The organism is Terasakiella sp. (genome assembly GCF_048267425.1).
In the GTDB taxonomy this organism is placed as follows: domain Bacteria; phylum Pseudomonadota; class Alphaproteobacteria; order Rhodospirillales; family Terasakiellaceae; genus Terasakiella.
On the sequence record NZ_JBLWXN010000002.1, the window covers coordinates 472,268 to 490,737 of the forward strand.

Genomic DNA, 18,470 nt, shown 5'->3' on the forward strand with positions numbered 1-18,470 from the left:
CTCCTTGGCACATTAATTGCTTAAAATTGTATTAACGCAATTAAAGGCAGGAAAAAGATATGTACGTTTCAGGCACACAAAACCCTTATTATCAGACGACCTATATCACACAAGCCAGTCAAACTGCGTCGTATGAAGCACAAGGATCAAAACAATCTGGCACAGACACAAACGCGGCAAATATTGCCCCGCCTGTGGAAACATCTTCCCCATCAAAAACCAGCAGTGACATAAATGCGGCCCTTCTCGCCTTACAAGAGGCACAAACAACCGGGAAAACCACGTCAACCGTTGAAATGAACACCAGCAAAGGGAACATCCCCATCAATCTGGATGAATATTTCTCCTACTCTCCCTCGAATCCTGTCGCAAATCTGGACGATCTTCCCTTATTGCTACCCAGCCCACAAAACATTCAGGCCTTGTCTGAGCATGCTTCTGGACGTTTTAGTCAAATGCTTTCAGACTATGGCATTCCCGAAGCCCCCGCAGAAATCACCTATGACCAGGAAGGCAAAATTCATTTCCCAGATGATTACGCCTATAGCGAACAGTTGACGCAAGCCTTGGAAGAAAACCCCGGCATTGCACGCGCACTCAGCACGGTAAATGCGTTGACCAGTCACTATGTGGAAATCCAAAAACGCATGCCTATGATCGACGAAATGCACAATGCAAAATCACAAGCAGACATTGACGCCATTCTGGCAAAATATCAGGGGCTCCTCGCCGATAACGGCAACTATTCCAGCATCGCCTTAAGCTTTAACAAAGAAGGCAATATCGTCCCAATGGCAGATGGAAAAGCGGTCCAGTTTGCTTAGACATTTTTATTAGGAAGCACACGGGCCAAGGTGACGACACGAACCTCCTTGGCCCCTGCCCCCAACAAAGTTTTGGTACAGCCCAAAACGGTCGCACCCGTGGTCATAACATCATCGACCAGTAAGATACGCATCCCTTCAATATCACCAATGATCTGAAAAGCCCCTTGCAAATTCTTTTGCCGGGCCATCCGCGATAAATGCCCCTGTACAGGTGTATGGCGGGTGCGTTTTAAAAGGGCGGGTTCATAGCTTAAAGCACTGCGTTTTGATATTTCAAGGGCCAGCAAGGCCGCCTGATTGTAACGTCGCTTCAACAATCTGCGCCAATGCAGGGGAACCGGTACAACCACATCACAGTGTTCGATCAAGGGCATGGCACTTTGCACCATCCAACCCGCAAAAGCCGGGGCCAAATCGGTCCGGTCACCATGTTTAAAAGCCAAAATCAACCCCCGGGAAAAATCGTCATAGGGGAAAACTGATCGGGCCTGTGCAAACGGTGGCGCACACATCGCACAATCCAGACACAGGGCACTGTCGGGAACGTCAAATTCAAATGGCAAGCCGCAAACCTGACAACACGGGGCACTTAAAAAACAGGCCTGTTCCCAGCAGTCCTGACACAGGGTATAAGGATCAAGGACGATTTTCTGACAGGAAATGCACCGGGGCGGCAAAAAAAGGTCTAAAACTTTTGAAAATGGTGCCATTTGGGTTTGACCTCACAGGTGTAGCTGCTTATGTGTTGCATTCTCTATGAACGCATGAGGGCTTTTTTTTATGTCTGATCTCGAAATCATGAATGTTTTTGACCGCAAAATGGTCCGCGAACACCGCAACCGCGCGGCCCGCGCATGGCAAGATTTCGACTTTCTTCATAAAGAAGTTGCAGACCGCCTATGCGAACGTCTGGACGATGTGGTGCGCGATTTCCCGCTGGCACTGGACATTGGCTGTCATGGCGGTGAAATTGCCGAACGGATGAGCGGACGCAGTAAAATCGGTCAGTTGATCCAATGTGATCTATCCGACGGCATGATCGGGCGCGCCAAGGAAAAAGGCGCAACCTCCGTCGTTGCTGATGAAGAATTTCTTCCCTTTGCGGCTGGAAAATTCGACCTGATTATGTCGAACCTCAGCCTGCATTGGGTCAATGACCTGCCCGGCACCTTGTTACAAATCAACCGTTGTTTAAAACCGGACGGCCTGTTCATCGGCACCATGTTCGGCATTGAATCTTTGCGCGAACTGCGTCAATCCCTCAGCGATGCGGAAATGGAGGTTGACGGCGGCCTTAGCCCCCGTATCTCACCGTTTGCCGATGTGCGCGATGCCGGTATGTTGCTGCAACGCGCAGGTTTTACCCTGCCTGTGGTCGATGCTGATGCCATCACCGTTTCCTATGAAAACCCGCTCAAACTCATGAAAGACCTAAAAGGGATGGGCGAGAATAACAAGGTTCTGGAACGGCGCAAAAATTTGACCAAACGCAGCCTGATCTTTAAGGCCGCACAACGTTATATGGACGAATTTCGTGACGCAGACGGGCGTATTCCCGCTACTTTCCAAGTTATGTTTCTGACCGCATGGAAAGCAGACCCCAGCCAACCTCAGCCCCTTAAACCCGGTGCGGCAGCGACAAGTTTGGCAGACGCCCTTGGCGTGCCCGAACATGTATTGACCGGAGAAAACAAATGAAGTTTGAAACAGACCTGATCAAAGGCAAACTGATCAAACGCTACAAACGTTTTATGGCGGATGTGGAACTGGAAAACGGCGATGTGGTTACCGCCCATTGTGCCAACTCCGGGTCCATGCTCTCGGTTCAGGAAGCAGGTTCGACCGTTTGGTTATCGCCCAGCAACAATCCCAAACGCAAACTGAAATATACATGGGAAATTATCGAGGTGGACGGACAGAACGTCGGCATCAATACCGCCCATCCCAACAAAATTGTCGAAGAAGCCATTCTGGATGGTCAAGTTCAGGAACTTTCCGGTTACGCAACTTTGCGCCGCGAAGTCAAATATGGCCAGAATTCCCGCATCGATATTTTGCTGGAAGATGACGCCAAACCAACCTGTTATGTCGAAGTCAAAAACGTCACACTGCGACGTGGAGACAATGCTGACTTTCCCGATGCTGTGACCACTCGCGGGGCCAAGCACTTGCGTGAACTTGGCGATATGGTTGAACAAGGCCACCGTGCCGTGATGTTCTATCTGGTGCAACGCCCGGATTGCAAAATCATGGATATCGCACGTGATATCGACCCGACCTATGATGCTGAATTAAAGACGGCAATTAAGCGTGGCGTCGAGGTCATTTGCTATCAATGTCGCGTTGAAACAGACGAGATTAACGTGGACAGCCCCCTGCCGGTTGCCTTTTAACGCATTTTGGAATAAATAAAAGGCGAACCACCATTCATTTGGAAGAACGCCAGAGATAAAGGAAAAGCACATTGGCCCGTGGACCGATTAAAATTCATAAACCCGAAGATTTCGAAGGCATGCGTAAGTCAGGCAAGCTGGCCGCCCAGACGCTCGACTTCATTACGCCTTACGTCAAACCGGGTGTGACAACCGGCGAACTGGACAAACTGTGCCATGATTTCATTACCGATCACGGGGCAATTTGCGCACCGTTGAACTATCGCGGTTTTCCAAAATCCATTTGCACATCGATCAACCATGTGGTCTGTCACGGCATCCCGGGTGACAAAAAACTGATCGAAGGCGACATCGTCAATATTGATGTCACCACTATTCTGGACGGTTGGTACGGCGATACATCGCGCATGTTTCCCGTGGGTAAAACCAAGGTCAAAGCCAACAAACTGATCGACATCACCTATGAATGCCTCATGCTTGGCATCAAAGAAGTCAAACCGGGTATGCCGCTGAACCGCATTGGCCATGCCATCCAGCTTCATGCCGAAGCGCAACGCTATTCCGTTGTGCGCGATTTTTGCGGGCATGGTCTGGGACGTGTCTTCCACGATGCACCAAACGTTCTGCATTATGCCGACGGTAACCCCGATGATGGCCCCATCCTGCAAGAAGGCATGTTCTTCACCATCGAACCCATGATCAATGCCGGTAAATTCGATATCAAAATCCTGTCCGATGGCTGGACGGCTGTCACACGCGACCGTTCCCTGTCTGCACAGTTTGAACATTCCATCGGCGTGACCAAAGATGGGTGCGAAATCTTTACCTTGTCGGAAAAAGGCTGGGATAAACCGCCTTATCAATAAAAAACCCTTCAAGACCGATCATAGAAAACGACGCGGAACAAAAACCCGCGTCATTTTTTTATGTCTGTTTGAGGTTTTCTAAAGTGAGTGACAAGCCCCATTACGTCGGTCATCGTAAACGCCTTCGTGCCCGTTTCCTCAAAACCGGCAGCGAAAGCCTGCACGATTATGAGCTTATCGAACTTCTGCTTTTTGGCGCAATTCCACGCGGTGATGTCAAACCACTTGCCAAACGATTGATCACCACGTTTGGCAGTTTTGCCGAAGTCATCAGTGCTGATGCCCGCACGCTGGCCTTGGAAGACGGGTTAGGCGAAGCTGCCGTCTGCGCGCTTAAAATCGCACAAGCCGGTGCCATTCGATTGGCACAAGAACAGGTGATAAATAAACCTGTTCTATCGTCATGGCAAATGCTGCTGGATTATTGCCGAGCTTCTATGGCCTATCACGGGGTGGAACAGTTTCGCCTGCTCTACCTTAATCGCAAAAACGTGTTGATTGCCGATGAATTGCAACAACGCGGCACCATTGACCATACCCCCGTCTATCCCCGTGAAGTCATAAAACGCGCTCTGGAGCTGGAGGCTTCCGCCCTCATCATGGTCCATAACCATCCCAGCGGCGACACCACCCCGTCGCCTGCCGATATTGATATGACCAAACGCATTAAATCCATTGCCCGGCCTTTAAGTATCGAAATCCATGACCATGTCATCGTCAGTCGCAAAGGTTACTACAGTTTCAAAAGTACAGGCCTGCTTTAAAAAGGAAATGCCATGATGGATTCACTTGAAAAATTGATTGCCGCTGTTGTTTTATCTCAAAACACGCTGGACCCAGATCTCTTTATTTCGTTGTTTGCCCCCACTTTGCGCAACAGTGTTGATCCTGAGAAAATTCGGGAATTTCAACAGGACCTGCAACAGGAATTTGGTCAGATGCAAGCCCCTGTCCCCTTGGCGACCCTCACAAAAAACGGCGCTCCGTGGATTTTATACACTGTGCGTTTCAGCGCCTCCCAAAGCGATTTTCTCTTGAGTATTCTTTTAAAAGACGCCTCCCCTTCCCCACAGGCCTTAGCCATTCACATCTCATAAATCAGGATTTCTCCTTGATTTCGATGCTCTCCCCCGTCATAGGTCTTGGAACAGATTAGAAAAGGATCAAATTTATGGAAAACAACTTTGGAAAACTTGGCACCAACCAGATCGAAGCCTTGCAAAAAGCTCAACCTATTGTCGATGGTATTCTCAAAGCCCAAGATGACGGTGATTACGACACCTTTTGCAGCTATTTCGAAGGCGCCCTAAAGCAGAACATCACCAAAGACGACTTCCATAAAAACCAGCAAAACATCGAAAATTCAATGGGTAAAGTAATTAAAATCCATTTTGTCACATCATTGAAACGCGCAGGCTTGGTTGGTCTGGTCTATAAATGTAAATTCAGCAAAAGCGACGATGATTTTATGGTCACGATTACATTCAACGATAACTCAGACCCACTCATGGCAACGGGCATTTGGATCAGTTAAAAATCTTTTGATTGATTTATATTCATCATTTGCCTTAAATAAACAGCAACTATTCAGGGGAACTTTTCATGAAACAACATCTCGTATTGGGTTTGATCGCAACAAGCTTGCTAAGTGCTTGCGCCAACATGCCGACACCGTCTTCACAAATTACAGGTTCGTACACATCCGGCCTCAAATATGAAGAGTATTCCTGTCAGCAATTAACATCTGAAATCAACTCCCTAGCTCGACGAGAAAATCAACTTGTTATAGCGCAAGAACAACGAGTTAAGTCTAGCCAAATGCAAGCCTTCTGGCTTGGCTACGGCACCGGAGATGGCATTGAAGCCTCTGAACTCGCCAATGTTCGTGGTGAAAAAGAAGCCGTTCGTACAGCAATCGAAACAAAAAACTGTGCAACCAGCTAAGGCCAACACCGAGACATATTGCCCTGTATGACGGGTGCATTTTATACATACTCAAGTGGTAACTCAGTGGTGCATTTTAGTTTTTCCATCGCGAAAGACGAGGAAACATCACTGAGATGAATCTGCTGGATCAAGCGCTTATAAACCCGGTCATAGGCTTGGATATCGGGTACAACGACCTTCAGCAAATAATCTACATCACCGCTCATCCGATAAAATTCAACCACTTCATCAATGGAGGCTACAGCTTCGGAAAAAGCCTTAAACCATTCAAGGTCGTGTCGGGCGGTTTTTACCGTCACAAAAACCGTTGTCTTCAGGTTTAACTGCGTTTCTTCCAACAAAGCAACCTGCCCTTTGATCACCCCCTGCTTTTCCAGATTTTGTATCCGCCGCCAACACGGTGTGGTCGACAGATTGACCTGTTCGGCTACGTCCCCAATTGATAACGAGGCATCTTTTTGCAACAGACGTAATATTTTTTTATCTACGGCATCCATGAGGATAATTTTCTTTCAATTCACCAAATCCAGAAAAATCATATCATAGGAAAAAAGGAATCCCAGAATCTTTCATTTCCTCTTTTTGACAGATTCCTTTCCCAACAAGAAAAACACAACTGGTATTTCCACTTTTTTCTTATATTTTTCAATGAATTACAATCGGGTTTTCGCCCCTTGACAGAGAGGGTGCGCATATATATGTTGCGACGCACTTCGGCTAATGAGTCGAGAAGTGGGGGAAGGCTTGTCTCTTGCGCGTTTTTCTTCTCTGTCTAATGGGAGACTTGAATGAGCGACGACGACAAGAAACTTTCCGAACTGGACCAGTTCGAAACCCGATTGAACGCAGCGCGTGGAAATTCCACAGCGCCGCGCGGTTTGAAGGCAGCGACCAACGAACCGCCCAAGGGTTTGGGATTAGCCTTGCGTTGCGGTGCAGACCTGATTTCAGGTTTGGTCGTCGGCGTCGGGATCGGTTATGCACTGGACACCTATGTGTTCGATACAAAACCGTGGCTAATGGTCTTGTTTTTCTTCTTGGGCGCTGCCGCCGGAATTATGAACGTTTTTCGCACTGTTCAGGGTCTTGATATTGCCGTTGGCTATAAGGAAGATTTTGAAAAGCGCGAAAAGGACGACAATTTAAGGGATTAGCCCAATAGGGCAAAGATGAGGGCACTGTGTCGAACAATCCGCTACATCAGTTTCAAATCAACACCATCGTACCTGTAGAGTTCGCTGGTATTGACGCTTCTTTCACAAACTCCGCCGTTGCAATGGTTGCCACTGTTGCTGTGGTCAGCATTTTCTTGATCATGGGCATGGGCGGTCGCGCACTTGTACCAGGTCGCTGGCAGTCAATGGCTGAGCTGAGCTACTCCTTCGTGGCGGACATGGTCCGGGACAACGTCGGCAATGAAGGCCGCAAATATTTCCCGATCATCTTCTCACTGTTTATGTTCATTCTGTTTGGTAACTTCCTTGGTCTGTTGCCCTACAGCTTCACATTTACAAGTCATGTTGCCGTGACCTTTACCTTGGCGATGGCCGTTTTCATCGGCGTCACGCTGATCGGTATCGCGCGCCACGGCCTGCACTTCTTTACATTCTTCGTCCCCGGTGGCGTTCCGGCTGTTATGTTGCCGCTGCTGGTGCCGATTGAAATTATTTCCTACCTGTCCCGTCCGGTTTCCCTGTCCATTCGTTTGTTTGCCAACATGACCGCTGGTCACACAATGATGAAAGTATTCGCTGCCTTCATCGTGCCGCTTGGCTTCCTCGGTGGGTGGGCGCCTTTCGCCGTTGACGTTGCCCTGACAGGTTTTGAGTTTTTGGTGGCGTTCCTGCAAGCTTACGTCTTTGCCGTACTGACTTGCATTTACTTGAACGACTCCATTCACCTGCACTAAGCCTAAGCAACTTGGTACAGGAACTTCGCAGACTTTAAGGGTTTGTTGACTTCAGGTGATGACGAAGCTCGAACCCTTTAAAGTTTCACTTTTTTACTTTTCTTATAGGACTTAGATCTATGGAACTCGCTGCTGCTAAAATGATCGGTGCTGGTCTGGCTGTAATCGGCCTGTCTGGTGTTGGTGCTGGTATTGGTAACATCTTCTCTTCTTTGATCGGCTCTGTTGCTCGCAACCCTGCTGCCCGTTCACAAGTATTCGGCCTGGCTATGCTTGGCTTCGCACTTGTTGAGGCGGTTGCTTTGTACGCACTGCTCATCTCTTTCCTTATCCTCTTCACCTAAGAGTTGATAATCGAAGTTTCATAGGTCACTGATTTCTCGGTGACCTTTCGAACTTTTTTTGGAAGGAGCGCAATATGCCACAGTTAGATGTGACCACATTTGCCCCGCAAATCGTATGGCTCGTGATCACCTTCTTGGCGATGTATTTCATCATGGCCAAGGTGGCGCTGCCGCGCATTGCCGAGGTACTCGACGAGCGTCAAACACGCATCGACGATAACCTTGCAAAGGCTGCCGCTTTAAAAGTTGAAGCGGAACAAGCTGCTGCTGCTTATGAACAGTCTCTGGCAGAGGCTCGCTCGAAAGCTCAGGACGAAGTAAAAGTCGTGATCGATCAAGCGAACGCTGCTCAGGCCAAAGCTCAGGAAGAGCTGGCGGCCAAGCTGGACAAAAAGTTGTCAGAAGCTGAAGCCCGCATCGCGGACGCAAAAAACAAGGCGCTTGCAAACATCACAGAAGTATCCGCAGATGTCGCTAAGGCAACTGTTGAAAAACTGTCCGGTGTTTCCGTAGACGACGCAGCGGTTAACGCCGCTGTTGCCAAAGCAATGGAGCAAAACTGATGATTAGTGTTGCACACGCTGCCTCTGGTGCAGCTGAACACGCTGACGGCGGTATGCTTCACGATCCCACGTTCTGGGTTGCTCTGGCATTCGTCGTTCTGATGGTCTTTGCAGCCAAGCCGGTAGCTCGTATACTGGCCACGGCTCTGGACGATCGCGCCGATACGATTAAAGCACAGCTGGACGAAGCCGAAAAACTTCGTGAAGAAGCTCAGGAACTTCTGGCTTCTTACAAACGCAAGCAACAGGAAGCGGAAGAAGAAGCCGCTAAAATCCTGCAGCGTGCGAAAGACGAAGCGGCTCGACTGGAAGCTAAGTCGAAAACCGATCTGGAAAACGCCCTGAAGCGTCGTGAAGCCGCTGCCGAAGCTCGTATCGCACAAGCTGAAGCCTCTGCTATCGCTGAAATTCAGGATCTGGCAACACGTGTTGCAATCTCCGCTGCTGAGCAACTGCTCGCAGAAGGGATTTCCGCACCGAAAGCCAATGCCATGATCGATGCTGCTATTGCAGAGTTGCCTTCACAATTGAGCAACTAAGCATAGCCTCTATCGACTAATCGCATCTTAAAAAAGAGTCTCCTGATTATGGAGGCTCTTTTTTTATTTCAATTCTTATATTAGAACTTATTGATAATCATCAATGCCGCAGATGCGCATATTGCGTATCACGATCAGGAGAGATAAGCTTTCCTCTTCCTTTATTTTCGAGATCATATCCATGTCAGAAAATCATAGTAGCCTCCAACATTTTCCCTTACCCATGTTTGCCACAACGATGGGCTTGTCCGGTTTGACCATTATTTCACATAAAATGGAATGGATGCTCGGCAGTGACGGTATTGTATTTTACACACTCGCCTATCTAACATTGGCCATTTATATTACAATTCTGGCAACATATACCCTGAAGTCCTTGCGCTATCCTCAAGCGGTTCTGGCAGATTGGAACCATCCGATCAAAATCAGTTTTTTTCCCGCCGCCAGCATCAGCCTGCTTTTACTTGGCGCGGCCTTTTACCCCATTAATGAACGGCTCTCTTTCTTTTTGTGGGCAACCGGATGCTTTTTCCAATTTTTCCTATCTATGGCAATCATCAATAGCTGGATCAATCACGCTCGCTATGAGGTTATCCATAGTACCCCAGCCTGGTTTATTCCTGCCGTTGGGAATATTATTGTGCCCTTGGTTGGCGTCCGTCACGCCCCCTTGGAACTATCATGGTTTTTCTTTGCCTGGGGCGTTTTGTTCTGGGTGATCCTATTGATCCTGATCATCAACCGATTGATGTTTCACAATCCTATGCCGCAAAAGCTGCTGCCGACTTTATTTATTCTGCTTGCCCCGCCTAGTATCGGTTTTGTATCCTACATTCAAATGACCGGCGAACTCGATATACTCGGACGGTTACTCTATTACTGGGCCGCCTTTTTCTTCTGTTTATTGCTTTCTCAAATTCATCGTATGGTGCGCATTAAGTTTGCAATGTCATGGTGGGCCTATACCTTCCCGCTGGCCGCATTTACCAGTGCAACCCTTTTGATGGGGCAACTAACCCACCTTGCTTTTTTCGACTACCTTGCACAAACCCTTTACGTTCTGACATGGGTCGTCATTGCCAGCCTGTTCCTGCGCACTGTCATCGCTCTATTCAAATGCGAAGTTTGTGTGCCGGACTAAAATAGGCATCGTGAATTTCAATATAGATGATACACTGTTTTCATCTTTCGATTCCTCGTCCCAAAGGCAATCAATGAAATTCGCAGGCTGTTTTCTTTTACTCATTATTTTTCTCGCCAACGCAAGTTGGGCCGATACGGTTGAACTCGCCTGTACCGATTTTCCACCTTATAAAATTAAAAAAGATACAAGCAATCCCGACCATCAAGGAATTGACATTGATATTATAGAAGCGGCTTTTGCCGTTGATGGATACGATGTGGATTTTAATTTCTATCCGTGGAAGCGTGCCTTGGAAACCGCACGAATAGGTCAAATTGACGGCCTGTGCGGTTGTAACTTCCGGCCTGAACGGAACAAAGAATTTATCTATTCTGAAAAAGTCGGCGATATCAGCTTGGGTGTTTTCTTAAAAAACGACTCCCCCCTCGCTAAAATCACCGACCTGAAGCAGCTATCCGGCTTAATCGTTGGCGCGGTTCGTGATTATGCGCCGCATAAAAAACTACAGGAATATGAAGACATCAAAGTCGTTGACGGCAATGATGAACGCCAACTTCTGCGTTTGTTGCAAGCCGGGCGCATTGATGCAATCTACACCTTCCGCGACGTTATTTATTATCGTATGGCACAAGACAACAACAAGGCCGCCATCCGTTATGATGAACTGAACAGCGAACCTTATTATTTATGCTTTTCACGAAATGGTGCACAAAGCACACAAATCATCAGGCATTTTAACCGCGGTTTACAGACGATTAAAACAAACGGCATCTACCAGTCTATCTGGAAGAAATATCGCTAGTCTTTCTTCTTTTCACGCAAGACATGGGTATGATCCACGTCATAGAGCTTGCTGTCGGTAAAATCTTCACTGCCCAGCACATGACCAACCAAAATCAAAGCTGTGCGGGTAATCCCGCTGTCTTTTACCTTTGCCCGGATGTCGGAAAGCGTGCCATGAATAAAGGCTTCATCCGGCCATGACACACGATAGGCCACAACAACCGGGCAGTCCGCACCATAATAAGGGCTCAGTGTGTCCACCACGTGTTTCAGGTTATTAACCGACAAATGAATTGCCAAGGTTGCGCCGCTTTTGGCAAAGGTTTCCAGATCCTCGTTATTCGGCATTTTGGAAGAACGAACGGCTGTTCGCGTCAAAACGATGGATTGGGACACATCCGGCAAGGTGAGTTCGGTCTTTAAGGCCGCCGAGGCTGCCGCATAGGCTGACACACCGGGTACAACTTCATAATCAATATCCAGTTTATCCAGACGGCGCATCTGTTCGGCAATTGCCCCGTAAAGACAGGGATCCCCGGAATGAACACGGGCGACATCATGACCTTGTTTGTGCGCTTCTTCGATTTCAGTAATGATCTCGTCCAAATGCATCGGCGCCGTATCTTTCACCACAGCTGCCTTATCAGCTTGGGCAACAATACCTTCCGGGACCAAGGATCCAGCAAATAAGACCACTGGGGCTTCCTTGATGATATTAAGCCCACGCACCGTGATTAAATCCGGTGCCCCCGGACCTGCGCCGATAAAATAAACCGTCATGATTGCACCTTCATTTTCTTTTCATAGCCACGTGGCGTATAGACCCATTTATTGACACCACGTTCAATGACGCGGCTTTGACTGGAACCGACCAAAACCATAGTCAGCATATCGGCATGATCGGACGTTAATTCGCCCAAGGTAATCACCTCAAGGCTTTCTGTCGCACGCCCCAGATTGCGCCCCAAAACAACTGGCGTTTGCGCCGGGCGTCCCGTCAACAAGATATCGCGGGCCTTTTCAATCTGCGTCACCCGGCGTTTGGAACGCGGGTTATAAAATGCCACCACAAAATCACCATCGGCCGCCGCTTTCAACCGTCGTTGGATATCTTCCCACGGTGTCAACAGATCAGACAGGGAAATAGTGCAGAAATCATGGTTGATCGGTGCCCCAATGCGCGCCGCACAGGCTTGCAAGGCCGAAATACCCGGCGCAACATCAATGCGCAGACGGTTCCATTCAGGTTTATTTTCTTTATCCAGCAATTCAAACGCCAAGGTTGCCAAGGCATAAATCCCGGCATCACCAGAACAAACCAGACAGACCCGTTTTCCCTCCGCCGCCAGATCAAGGGCAATACGGGCACGTTTTTCTTCATTCGCCAGACCGCTTTCGTGACGATCTTTCCCAACGATCAAGTCTTCGACCAGATCAAGGTACAAACCATACCCCACCACGTCAGTGGCATCGCGCAAGGCTTGTGTCGCCTGCGGGGATCGCCATTCATCAGAACCCGGACCAATACCGATCACGGATAAATACCCTTGCGCCCGGCCCAATGCACTGGGTTGTAAATCAACCGGGGAACGCCCGATCGCACAAGTTGCTTTGTCGGTTTTTTGTTTTTCAACAACCAATTCACCCAGGCCCCCGACGGCGGCCAAGGCCGCACCTTCAGCCACACCATGACAACCCACCTCGTCAAAGACAATATCAGACGGGTTCTTCAGCCGCGGTGTTTGGGCTTCTAGTTCTTCAGGTGTGAAGAAACGTGCCGGCACCCCCAACACATCAGCCAAAGCATGCACGGCTGCTTCGTTGGCCTTTACATCAACAGAAACCACGCAACCAATCGATTGGCGTGATAATCCAGCACTGGCCAAGGTTGCCAAGGCATGTTCGATTAAATGATCGGCCGGGCAGTTTCTCTCACATCCCACACCCAAGGCCAGTACGGGCGGATGGAATAACAATTCATTGCCGTCAGGTTCAACATCACGATCAGAAATGCGAATGCGTGGGAAACCGACATCTTCAAAGGACAGGCCTTTTTCTTCCAACCAGACCGCTTCGCCCGCTTCAACTTCCAAGGAAACCGGATCATGGTTCAACAAAGCTGCGGCGACATCTTTGGCATAATCAGGATTGGCAATCCGCCAACCGCGTGGCGGTTCATCCAGTGCCACACCGAAGTTTAATTCCCCGGCTGTTGTTATGGCAGCAGCCCCGTCCAAAATATCCGCAATCCAGCGCGCCAGTTCATTTGCCCCGTGATGCCCCCCCAGCAATGGAACGGCACAGGAGGCGTCTTCCGCAACCGCAACCACGGGCGGTTCTGCCCATTTATCCGCCAGCAACGGAGCCAGCGCACGGATCAAAATCCCGCTGGCACAAATGCCGATAATCGGCTGTCCTTTGCGAAACAGGGTGCGCAAATGTTCAATGGTATTGTCAAAAGTAATCGCACAATCAGGAAGGCGTTTTTTCAAACCGTGGATTTCCACATTCCCCATCGTCTGGGCCAGTTCTTGCGCCAGTTGATACCCACCTGTGCTGAGACAGATCAATGCCGGAGTTGTCTGGGTCATTTCCACGCCTCGCCGCGTTTATGTACAATAATCATCGAAAAATACGGTGCCTTTTCAAAAGTTGCCTCGTCCAGAGACATCATTTTTTGTGTCTCCATTGTGGCATGTTCAATGTAATAAGCATGTTCGCTTAACCCCAAGGTGCCGATCACATCACGCACCTTGGCAAAGTGGCGTCCCACTTTCATAATGATCGCCGCATCACACAGTTGCAGGCGTTCTAACAAATCTTCACTGGGTAACGGAGCCGGTAAAATCGTCAACACATCGGCGCGCGATGTAATCGGTACCCCCAACTGGCAACAACTTGCCATCGCAGAAGAAACACCGGGGACAACACGTGTTTCAAAACGATCCGCCAGCCGGGCATAAATATACATGAAGGACCCGAAGAAGAACGGATCGCCTTCACACAAAACCGCAACGTCTTTGCCATCTGTCAGTCTTTGCGCAATTTCTTCGCTATATTGATCGTAAACATCATTGGCGGGGAAATCACCCGGGATCATCGGCGTATCGATTTTAATTTCGTCCTGCCCACCGGGAAGGTGTTTTTCAACAATGGATCGCGCCAAGCTCGGCTTACCAACCGGGGCCGGATAGGCAATCACCGGGGCTGCCTGAAGAATATTCAGCGCCTTTAAGGTAATTAAATCTGGATCGCCCGGACCAATGCCCAGACCGTACAAAGTACCTGCCATGTGTTCTATTCCTTTAACGCCGACAGCTGCAAGACAGGCGCCATCGGTTTCAGCGCCGTCATTGTGCCAACGTTTTCTTCACGCGAAACGGCGATACGGGTCAACCGTGCACCGAACTTGTGCGCAAAATGCAACATTTCGCGCTCAGCCTCAAGTGTTACTGCATTTGCAACCAATCGCCCACCAGTTGGCAAGACGTTCCAGCAGGTTTCCAGCAAACCGGGAATGGAGATACCACCCCCAACAAAAATAGCATCCGGTTGGGGTAATCCGTGCAATGCATCTGGGGCACGACCATCGACAATTTCCAAGGTTGGCACACCCAAGGCCGCCCCATTATGGGCAATCATGGATCGACGTTTATCATTTTGTTCAATCGCAATTGCATGACATTTGGGGTGTGCGCGCATCCATTCAATCGCAATGGACCCGCACCCAGCCCCGACATCCCACAACAATTCCCCGGGTTGCGGTGCAAGACTGGATAATGTCACCGCACGCACTTCGCGTTTGGTCAATTGCCCGTCATGTTCATACAGATCGTCATCCAGACCATTGGTCGCAGGCAGACGACGGGCTTTTTCTTCTGCGATACATTCAACCGCGATGGTATTCAGGTCCGCAACTTTTGCCGTCCAACCGGTTGCGCTGCCTTGCAGATGGTTTTCTTTCTCCCCGCCCATATGTTCAAACACATTCAGGTGAGAGGCTCCATACCCATATTTTGCCAAAAGATCGGCGACCTCAATCGGGGATTTACCATCCCGGCTGAGGATCAGGATTTTTACCCCATCGGCCACATAACGGTTCAAGCTTTCCAAGGCACGACCATGAATGGTCATACAGACACAATCCGGGATCGCCCATCCCATCCGCGCCGCCGCCAGTGAAAAGGCACCGTTTGCCGGATGAATGGTAACATCCCGCTTATCGAAATGCTTCAACAGAGTTGTGCCAATGCCAAACCATAGCGGCTCCCCCGTTGCCAAAACGACAACGGATTTATCCAGACGGTCTTTAATCGCCTCGATCCCGTGGTTCAACCCGCTGCCCCATGATATTTTTTCAGCCGAGGTCGCCACCATATCCAGATGACGTTCCCCACCGACCAGCACATCTGCGCTTTCAATCAAGGCCCGTGCCGTCGGGTTTACCCCGTCCAGACCATCTTCACCAATACCGATAATATGGATCATTGTGTAATCCCTTTCTTGGCAAGTGCATTTAGGGCAGAGGCTGCAATCGCACTGCCACCACGTCGTCCGCGCAATGTAATATAAGGCACACCCAGATCGCCCGCCAAGGCAATCAGCGTTTCTTTTGATTCCATTGCCCCAACAAAGCCGACCGGACAGGCGACAATCAGGGCCGGTTTGGCAAAACGCCCATCAAGGATCCCTTGGATTAAATGGAACAAGGCCGTTGGGGCATTGCCGATCACGACAACCGATCCGTCCAGCCAATCACCCCAAAATTCCAAGGCAGCAGCTGAACGGGTGGTGCCCAATTCATCCGCCTTGGCGGGCGTACGTGCATCATTCAGGGTGCAGACAACCGGGTTATGTTGGGCTAGGCGTTTACGGATAATACCATGTGACACCATTTCCACATCCACCAAAATCGGACATCCCTTTGCCAAGGCCGTCCGCCCCACACTCGCGGCCCCCGCACTATAGGCGATATCCACACCGACATCCACATCGCCACAGGCATGGATCATACGAATGGCAACGTCTTGCATATCGTCATCAAAACCGGAAACATCGATATCATGTTCAATCATTTCCTGTGATTTGCGATAAATATCGTTTGGTGCACGTAAATAACTGTTCAACCAATCAAGGGCTTGGTCCTTATCGCTTCTACCAACACCCAAGACCCAGCCTTCTTCGCGCACGACACTGTCTTTTTCATCATCCGTCAACGATGGATCACCCGCAAACAGCGGAGCCATTTCCCCAACTTGATCCAATTCAGCATAATGACGGGCAAGAGTACGCACCTGAATGGCATCCTTTGGCAAATTGCCCTGTGCCTGTACCTTGATCTGGGAGGGATAAATTTCTGCCAAGGTAATCTCGCCCAAGGAATCCGACTTCAATCCGGTTTCAAAGGGCCAGACCTTGATTTGATCTTGCAACCACGCATGACGGCGCAACTGTTCCAGCCGGGCAATTCCCATCAGGGTTTGGGATCCCACACAACCTGTTCCCAAAAGCTGCCAGACAGGTTTTACCCCGGAAATGCGTTGTTCGCACAAACGCATTTCATTGGTCAGCGGGTTCATATAAGGCTTTTTGCTTTCCAAAAATTCATTTTGCTGGGCTTTCGGGCAGCCCCAGAACGGCCCCGTCGTGCCGCTGATTTTACGGTTTAATTCCGCCGCAACCGCGAAACGGTTATTGGAATTATCCGCTCCGTCCTTGATCATTGCTGACAGTCGTTGCCACACACCGGACCAGTTCTCTGCCCCGATACTGGGGGCAAAATCTTTTGGATATCCAAAGGCAAAATCGCATCCGACCAACACGCGCAAACCCCGCGCGCTCAGATCACTGAGACGATCAGCCAAATCCTGCATGGCGGTTTCGCGGGTTGTCGGGTTATGCAACGCCGTTTCAACCAGTTTGGTGCCTTGGCGTTCTACCACACAATACCAGATACTGTCGGCACCCTTTTTCGGGGTTGAGGATGCCGACCAGTCCACCATGACATAACAGTCAAACAAGTGCGTCATAAGGGGCGGCCCTTACTTGTCGTCCCCATGATCATGGGAATGATGATGGTGGTGCCCGTGATGGTGATGATGACCGTGGTCATGTCCATGATGGTGGTGATGTTCGCCATCGGTACCAATGCCCATGACATGATGGTGGTGACCAACTTGCGCAGCGCCAACTTCGCCTTCATAGCCAATGATTTGTTCGCGGTATTTACACAACTGGCAGTTCATATTGTTTTCACCGCTGAGCATTTCTTCGACGCGGTCCACAAACGTATCAATCACCAACGGATGATCTTTCAGATAACCAACTTTGACAAAGTCGATATCCGGGTGATTGGCCGCGACTTCATCCGTTTGATCATAAATCCGATTGACCAGAATGCCGGTAAACAGGAAGTAAGGGATCACGACAACGCGCTTGTAACCCAACTTGGCTGCATGTTCCAAACCATCGGGGACGCGTGGGAACGCCACACCGGAATAACACACTTCACCCCAGCCAAAGCCCATACCTTCCCACAGCATCCGCATAACTTTGTGAACATTGGAATTGGCATCACTATCATTGGTGCCGCGCCCGACAACCATCAATAAAGTATCCTTGCGGGCCACTTCATCCGAACAGTTTGCTTCAGCTTCTTCAATACGTTGTTTACAGACTTCCAGCAAACGACGGTCAATCGCCAGTTCACGCCCAAAACGTACATCCAGATCGGCATGTTCGGCGGCAAAATTGTTTACTTCACTCGGCAAATCATTTTTAACGTGGCCTGCGGCAAACAACATACCGGGAACGCACAGGATTTGTTTTGCCCCGCGTTCAACCAGTTTATCCAACCCGGTACGGATGATCGGTTTGGCAAATTCCAAGAAGCCACTTTCCACATCACGATCGGGGAAGCGTTCACGTAAATTTTTTGCCAAAAGATTGAATTCTTCAACAGCGCCTTCGTCGCGGCTGCCGTGACCGCAGATCATAATAGCGGGTTTATCGGACATGGGAGTCTCCTATATTTTATGTCTTGCCTTACAGCATCAGACCGTGAAGCTTTGCCTTACAGCATCAAGCCTTATTTCGAGGCCATGATGTAGCGTTTTGTGACGTTCAAGGCAAGGATATTGTTTGGTTACTTAACGA

General features: G+C 49.4%; 23 protein-coding genes. 15 read left to right on the forward strand and 8 right to left on the reverse strand.

The genetic code is table 11. From position 1 onward, the window contains the following. Nucleotides 1-59 precede the first annotated feature (59 nt). Nucleotides 60-824, forward strand: coding sequence for a hypothetical protein (locus ACN0VA_RS05380; protein ID WP_417820155.1), 765 nt, complete (start codon nucleotides 60-62; stop codon nucleotides 822-824). Here the strand turns inward: ACN0VA_RS05380 and ACN0VA_RS05385 are convergent. Then, nucleotides 821-1,537, reverse strand: a complete 717-nt coding sequence (locus ACN0VA_RS05385; RefSeq protein WP_417820156.1) for a ComF family protein — start codon at nucleotides 1,535-1,537, stop codon at nucleotides 821-823. The genes ACN0VA_RS05380 and ACN0VA_RS05385 overlap by 4 nt on opposite strands. 70 nt (nucleotides 1,538-1,607) lie before the next feature. Between ACN0VA_RS05385 and ACN0VA_RS05390 the strand changes: the two genes are divergently transcribed. The 7 genes from ACN0VA_RS05390 to ACN0VA_RS05420 all read left to right on the forward strand — a co-directional run bounded on the left by ACN0VA_RS05390 (nucleotide 1,608) and on the right by ACN0VA_RS05420 (nucleotide 6,030). Continuing rightward, on the forward strand, nucleotides 1,608-2,525 hold the full coding sequence (locus ACN0VA_RS05390; protein ID WP_417820157.1) for a methyltransferase domain-containing protein: 918 nt from the start codon (nucleotides 1,608-1,610) through the stop codon (nucleotides 2,523-2,525). After that, nucleotides 2,522-3,220: a DNA/RNA nuclease SfsA gene (gene sfsA, locus ACN0VA_RS05395; protein WP_417820158.1), complete on the forward strand. Its 699-nt coding sequence runs from the start codon at nucleotides 2,522-2,524 to the stop codon at nucleotides 3,218-3,220. Before ACN0VA_RS05390 ends, sfsA begins: the two co-directional genes overlap by 4 nt. 71 nt (nucleotides 3,221-3,291) lie before the next feature. Next, nucleotides 3,292-4,086 carry a type I methionyl aminopeptidase gene (map, locus tag ACN0VA_RS05400; protein WP_417820159.1) on the forward strand — a complete coding sequence of 265 codons (795 nt, stop codon included), beginning with the start codon at nucleotides 3,292-3,294 and terminating at the stop codon, nucleotides 4,084-4,086. 83 nt (nucleotides 4,087-4,169) lie between these two features. Continuing rightward, complete coding sequence (gene radC / locus ACN0VA_RS05405; RefSeq protein WP_417820160.1) at nucleotides 4,170-4,850, forward strand: RadC family protein; 681 nt, start codon at nucleotides 4,170-4,172, stop codon at nucleotides 4,848-4,850. 12 nt (nucleotides 4,851-4,862) lie between these two features. Then, on the forward strand, nucleotides 4,863-5,183 hold the full coding sequence (locus ACN0VA_RS05410) for a hypothetical protein (protein WP_417820161.1): 321 nt from the start codon (nucleotides 4,863-4,865) through the stop codon (nucleotides 5,181-5,183). 74 nt (nucleotides 5,184-5,257) lie between these two features. After that, nucleotides 5,258-5,620: a DUF3887 domain-containing protein gene (locus tag ACN0VA_RS05415; RefSeq protein WP_417820162.1), complete on the forward strand. Its 363-nt coding sequence runs from the start codon at nucleotides 5,258-5,260 to the stop codon at nucleotides 5,618-5,620. Nucleotides 5,621-5,688: 68 nt separating this feature from the next. Continuing rightward, complete coding sequence (locus ACN0VA_RS05420) at nucleotides 5,689-6,030, forward strand: hypothetical protein (RefSeq protein WP_417820163.1); 342 nt, start codon at nucleotides 5,689-5,691, stop codon at nucleotides 6,028-6,030. Between the two features lie 41 nt (nucleotides 6,031-6,071). On the opposite strand, the gene ACN0VA_RS05425 is transcribed toward ACN0VA_RS05420, so the two are convergent. Next, entirely contained in the window at nucleotides 6,072-6,530 is a 459-nt protein-coding gene (locus tag ACN0VA_RS05425; protein ID WP_417820164.1) for an Lrp/AsnC family transcriptional regulator, read from the reverse strand. A 291-nt stretch (nucleotides 6,531-6,821) separates the two neighbouring features. On the opposite strand from ACN0VA_RS05425, the gene ACN0VA_RS05430 reads away from it, so the two are divergent. The 7 genes from ACN0VA_RS05430 (at nucleotide 6,822) to ACN0VA_RS05460 (ending at nucleotide 11,334) form a co-directional block, all read left to right on the forward strand. Then, the gene (locus ACN0VA_RS05430; RefSeq protein WP_417820165.1) at nucleotides 6,822-7,187 is read left to right on the forward strand and encodes an AtpZ/AtpI family protein; all 366 of its coding nucleotides are present in this window, start codon (nucleotides 6,822-6,824) and stop codon (nucleotides 7,185-7,187) included. A 26-nt stretch (nucleotides 7,188-7,213) separates the two neighbouring features. Further along, nucleotides 7,214-7,942, forward strand: coding sequence for a F0F1 ATP synthase subunit A (locus ACN0VA_RS05435; RefSeq protein ID WP_417820166.1), 729 nt, complete (start codon nucleotides 7,214-7,216; stop codon nucleotides 7,940-7,942). 119 nt (nucleotides 7,943-8,061) lie between these two features. Beyond that, nucleotides 8,062-8,286, forward strand: a complete 225-nt coding sequence (locus ACN0VA_RS05440; protein ID WP_069189405.1) for an ATP synthase subunit C family protein — start codon at nucleotides 8,062-8,064, stop codon at nucleotides 8,284-8,286. Nucleotides 8,287-8,360: 74 nt separating this feature from the next. Further along, nucleotides 8,361-8,849, forward strand: a complete 489-nt coding sequence (locus tag ACN0VA_RS05445; protein WP_417820167.1) for a F0F1 ATP synthase subunit B' — start codon at nucleotides 8,361-8,363, stop codon at nucleotides 8,847-8,849. Continuing rightward, nucleotides 8,849-9,388 (forward strand): F0F1 ATP synthase subunit B, encoded by a 540-nt coding sequence (locus tag ACN0VA_RS05450; protein ID WP_417820168.1) that lies wholly within the window; start codon nucleotides 8,849-8,851, stop codon nucleotides 9,386-9,388. Before ACN0VA_RS05445 ends, ACN0VA_RS05450 begins: the two co-directional genes overlap by 1 nt. Before the next feature lie 181 nt (nucleotides 9,389-9,569). Continuing rightward, nucleotides 9,570-10,529, forward strand: coding sequence for an SLAC1 anion channel family protein (locus ACN0VA_RS05455; protein WP_417820169.1), 960 nt, complete (start codon nucleotides 9,570-9,572; stop codon nucleotides 10,527-10,529). A gap of 73 nt (nucleotides 10,530-10,602) precedes the next feature. Continuing rightward, a complete protein-coding gene (locus ACN0VA_RS05460) occupies nucleotides 10,603-11,334 on the forward strand; it encodes a substrate-binding periplasmic protein (protein ID WP_417820170.1) in 732 nt (243 codons plus the stop codon). Here ACN0VA_RS05460 and cobM read toward each other — a convergent pair. The 6 genes from cobM to ACN0VA_RS05490 all read right to left on the reverse strand — a co-directional run bounded on the left by cobM (nucleotide 11,331) and on the right by ACN0VA_RS05490 (nucleotide 18,331). Continuing rightward, nucleotides 11,331-12,095: a precorrin-4 C(11)-methyltransferase gene (gene cobM, locus ACN0VA_RS05465; RefSeq protein WP_417820171.1), complete on the reverse strand. Its 765-nt coding sequence runs from the start codon at nucleotides 12,093-12,095 to the stop codon at nucleotides 11,331-11,333. The genes ACN0VA_RS05460 and cobM overlap by 4 nt on opposite strands. Then, complete coding sequence (gene cobJ, locus ACN0VA_RS05470; protein WP_417820172.1) at nucleotides 12,092-13,906, reverse strand: precorrin-3B C(17)-methyltransferase; 1,815 nt, start codon at nucleotides 13,904-13,906, stop codon at nucleotides 12,092-12,094. Before cobJ ends, cobM begins: the two co-directional genes overlap by 4 nt. Then, a complete protein-coding gene (gene cobI, locus ACN0VA_RS05475; protein WP_417820173.1) occupies nucleotides 13,903-14,607 on the reverse strand; it encodes a precorrin-2 C(20)-methyltransferase in 705 nt (234 codons plus the stop codon). Before cobI ends, cobJ begins: the two co-directional genes overlap by 4 nt. A gap of 5 nt (nucleotides 14,608-14,612) precedes the next feature. After that, on the reverse strand, nucleotides 14,613-15,803 hold the full coding sequence (cbiE, locus tag ACN0VA_RS05480; RefSeq protein WP_417820174.1) for a precorrin-6y C5,15-methyltransferase (decarboxylating) subunit CbiE: 1,191 nt from the start codon (nucleotides 15,801-15,803) through the stop codon (nucleotides 14,613-14,615). Beyond that, nucleotides 15,800-16,441 (reverse strand): precorrin-8X methylmutase, encoded by a 642-nt coding sequence (locus tag ACN0VA_RS05485; protein ID WP_417820314.1) that lies wholly within the window; start codon nucleotides 16,439-16,441, stop codon nucleotides 15,800-15,802. The genes cbiE and ACN0VA_RS05485 overlap by 4 nt, the downstream gene beginning before the upstream one ends. Nucleotides 16,442-17,356: 915 nt before the next feature. Continuing rightward, nucleotides 17,357-18,331 carry a sirohydrochlorin chelatase gene (locus tag ACN0VA_RS05490; protein WP_417820175.1) on the reverse strand — a complete coding sequence of 325 codons (975 nt, stop codon included), beginning with the start codon at nucleotides 18,329-18,331 and terminating at the stop codon, nucleotides 17,357-17,359. Nucleotides 18,332-18,470 lie beyond the last annotated feature (139 nt).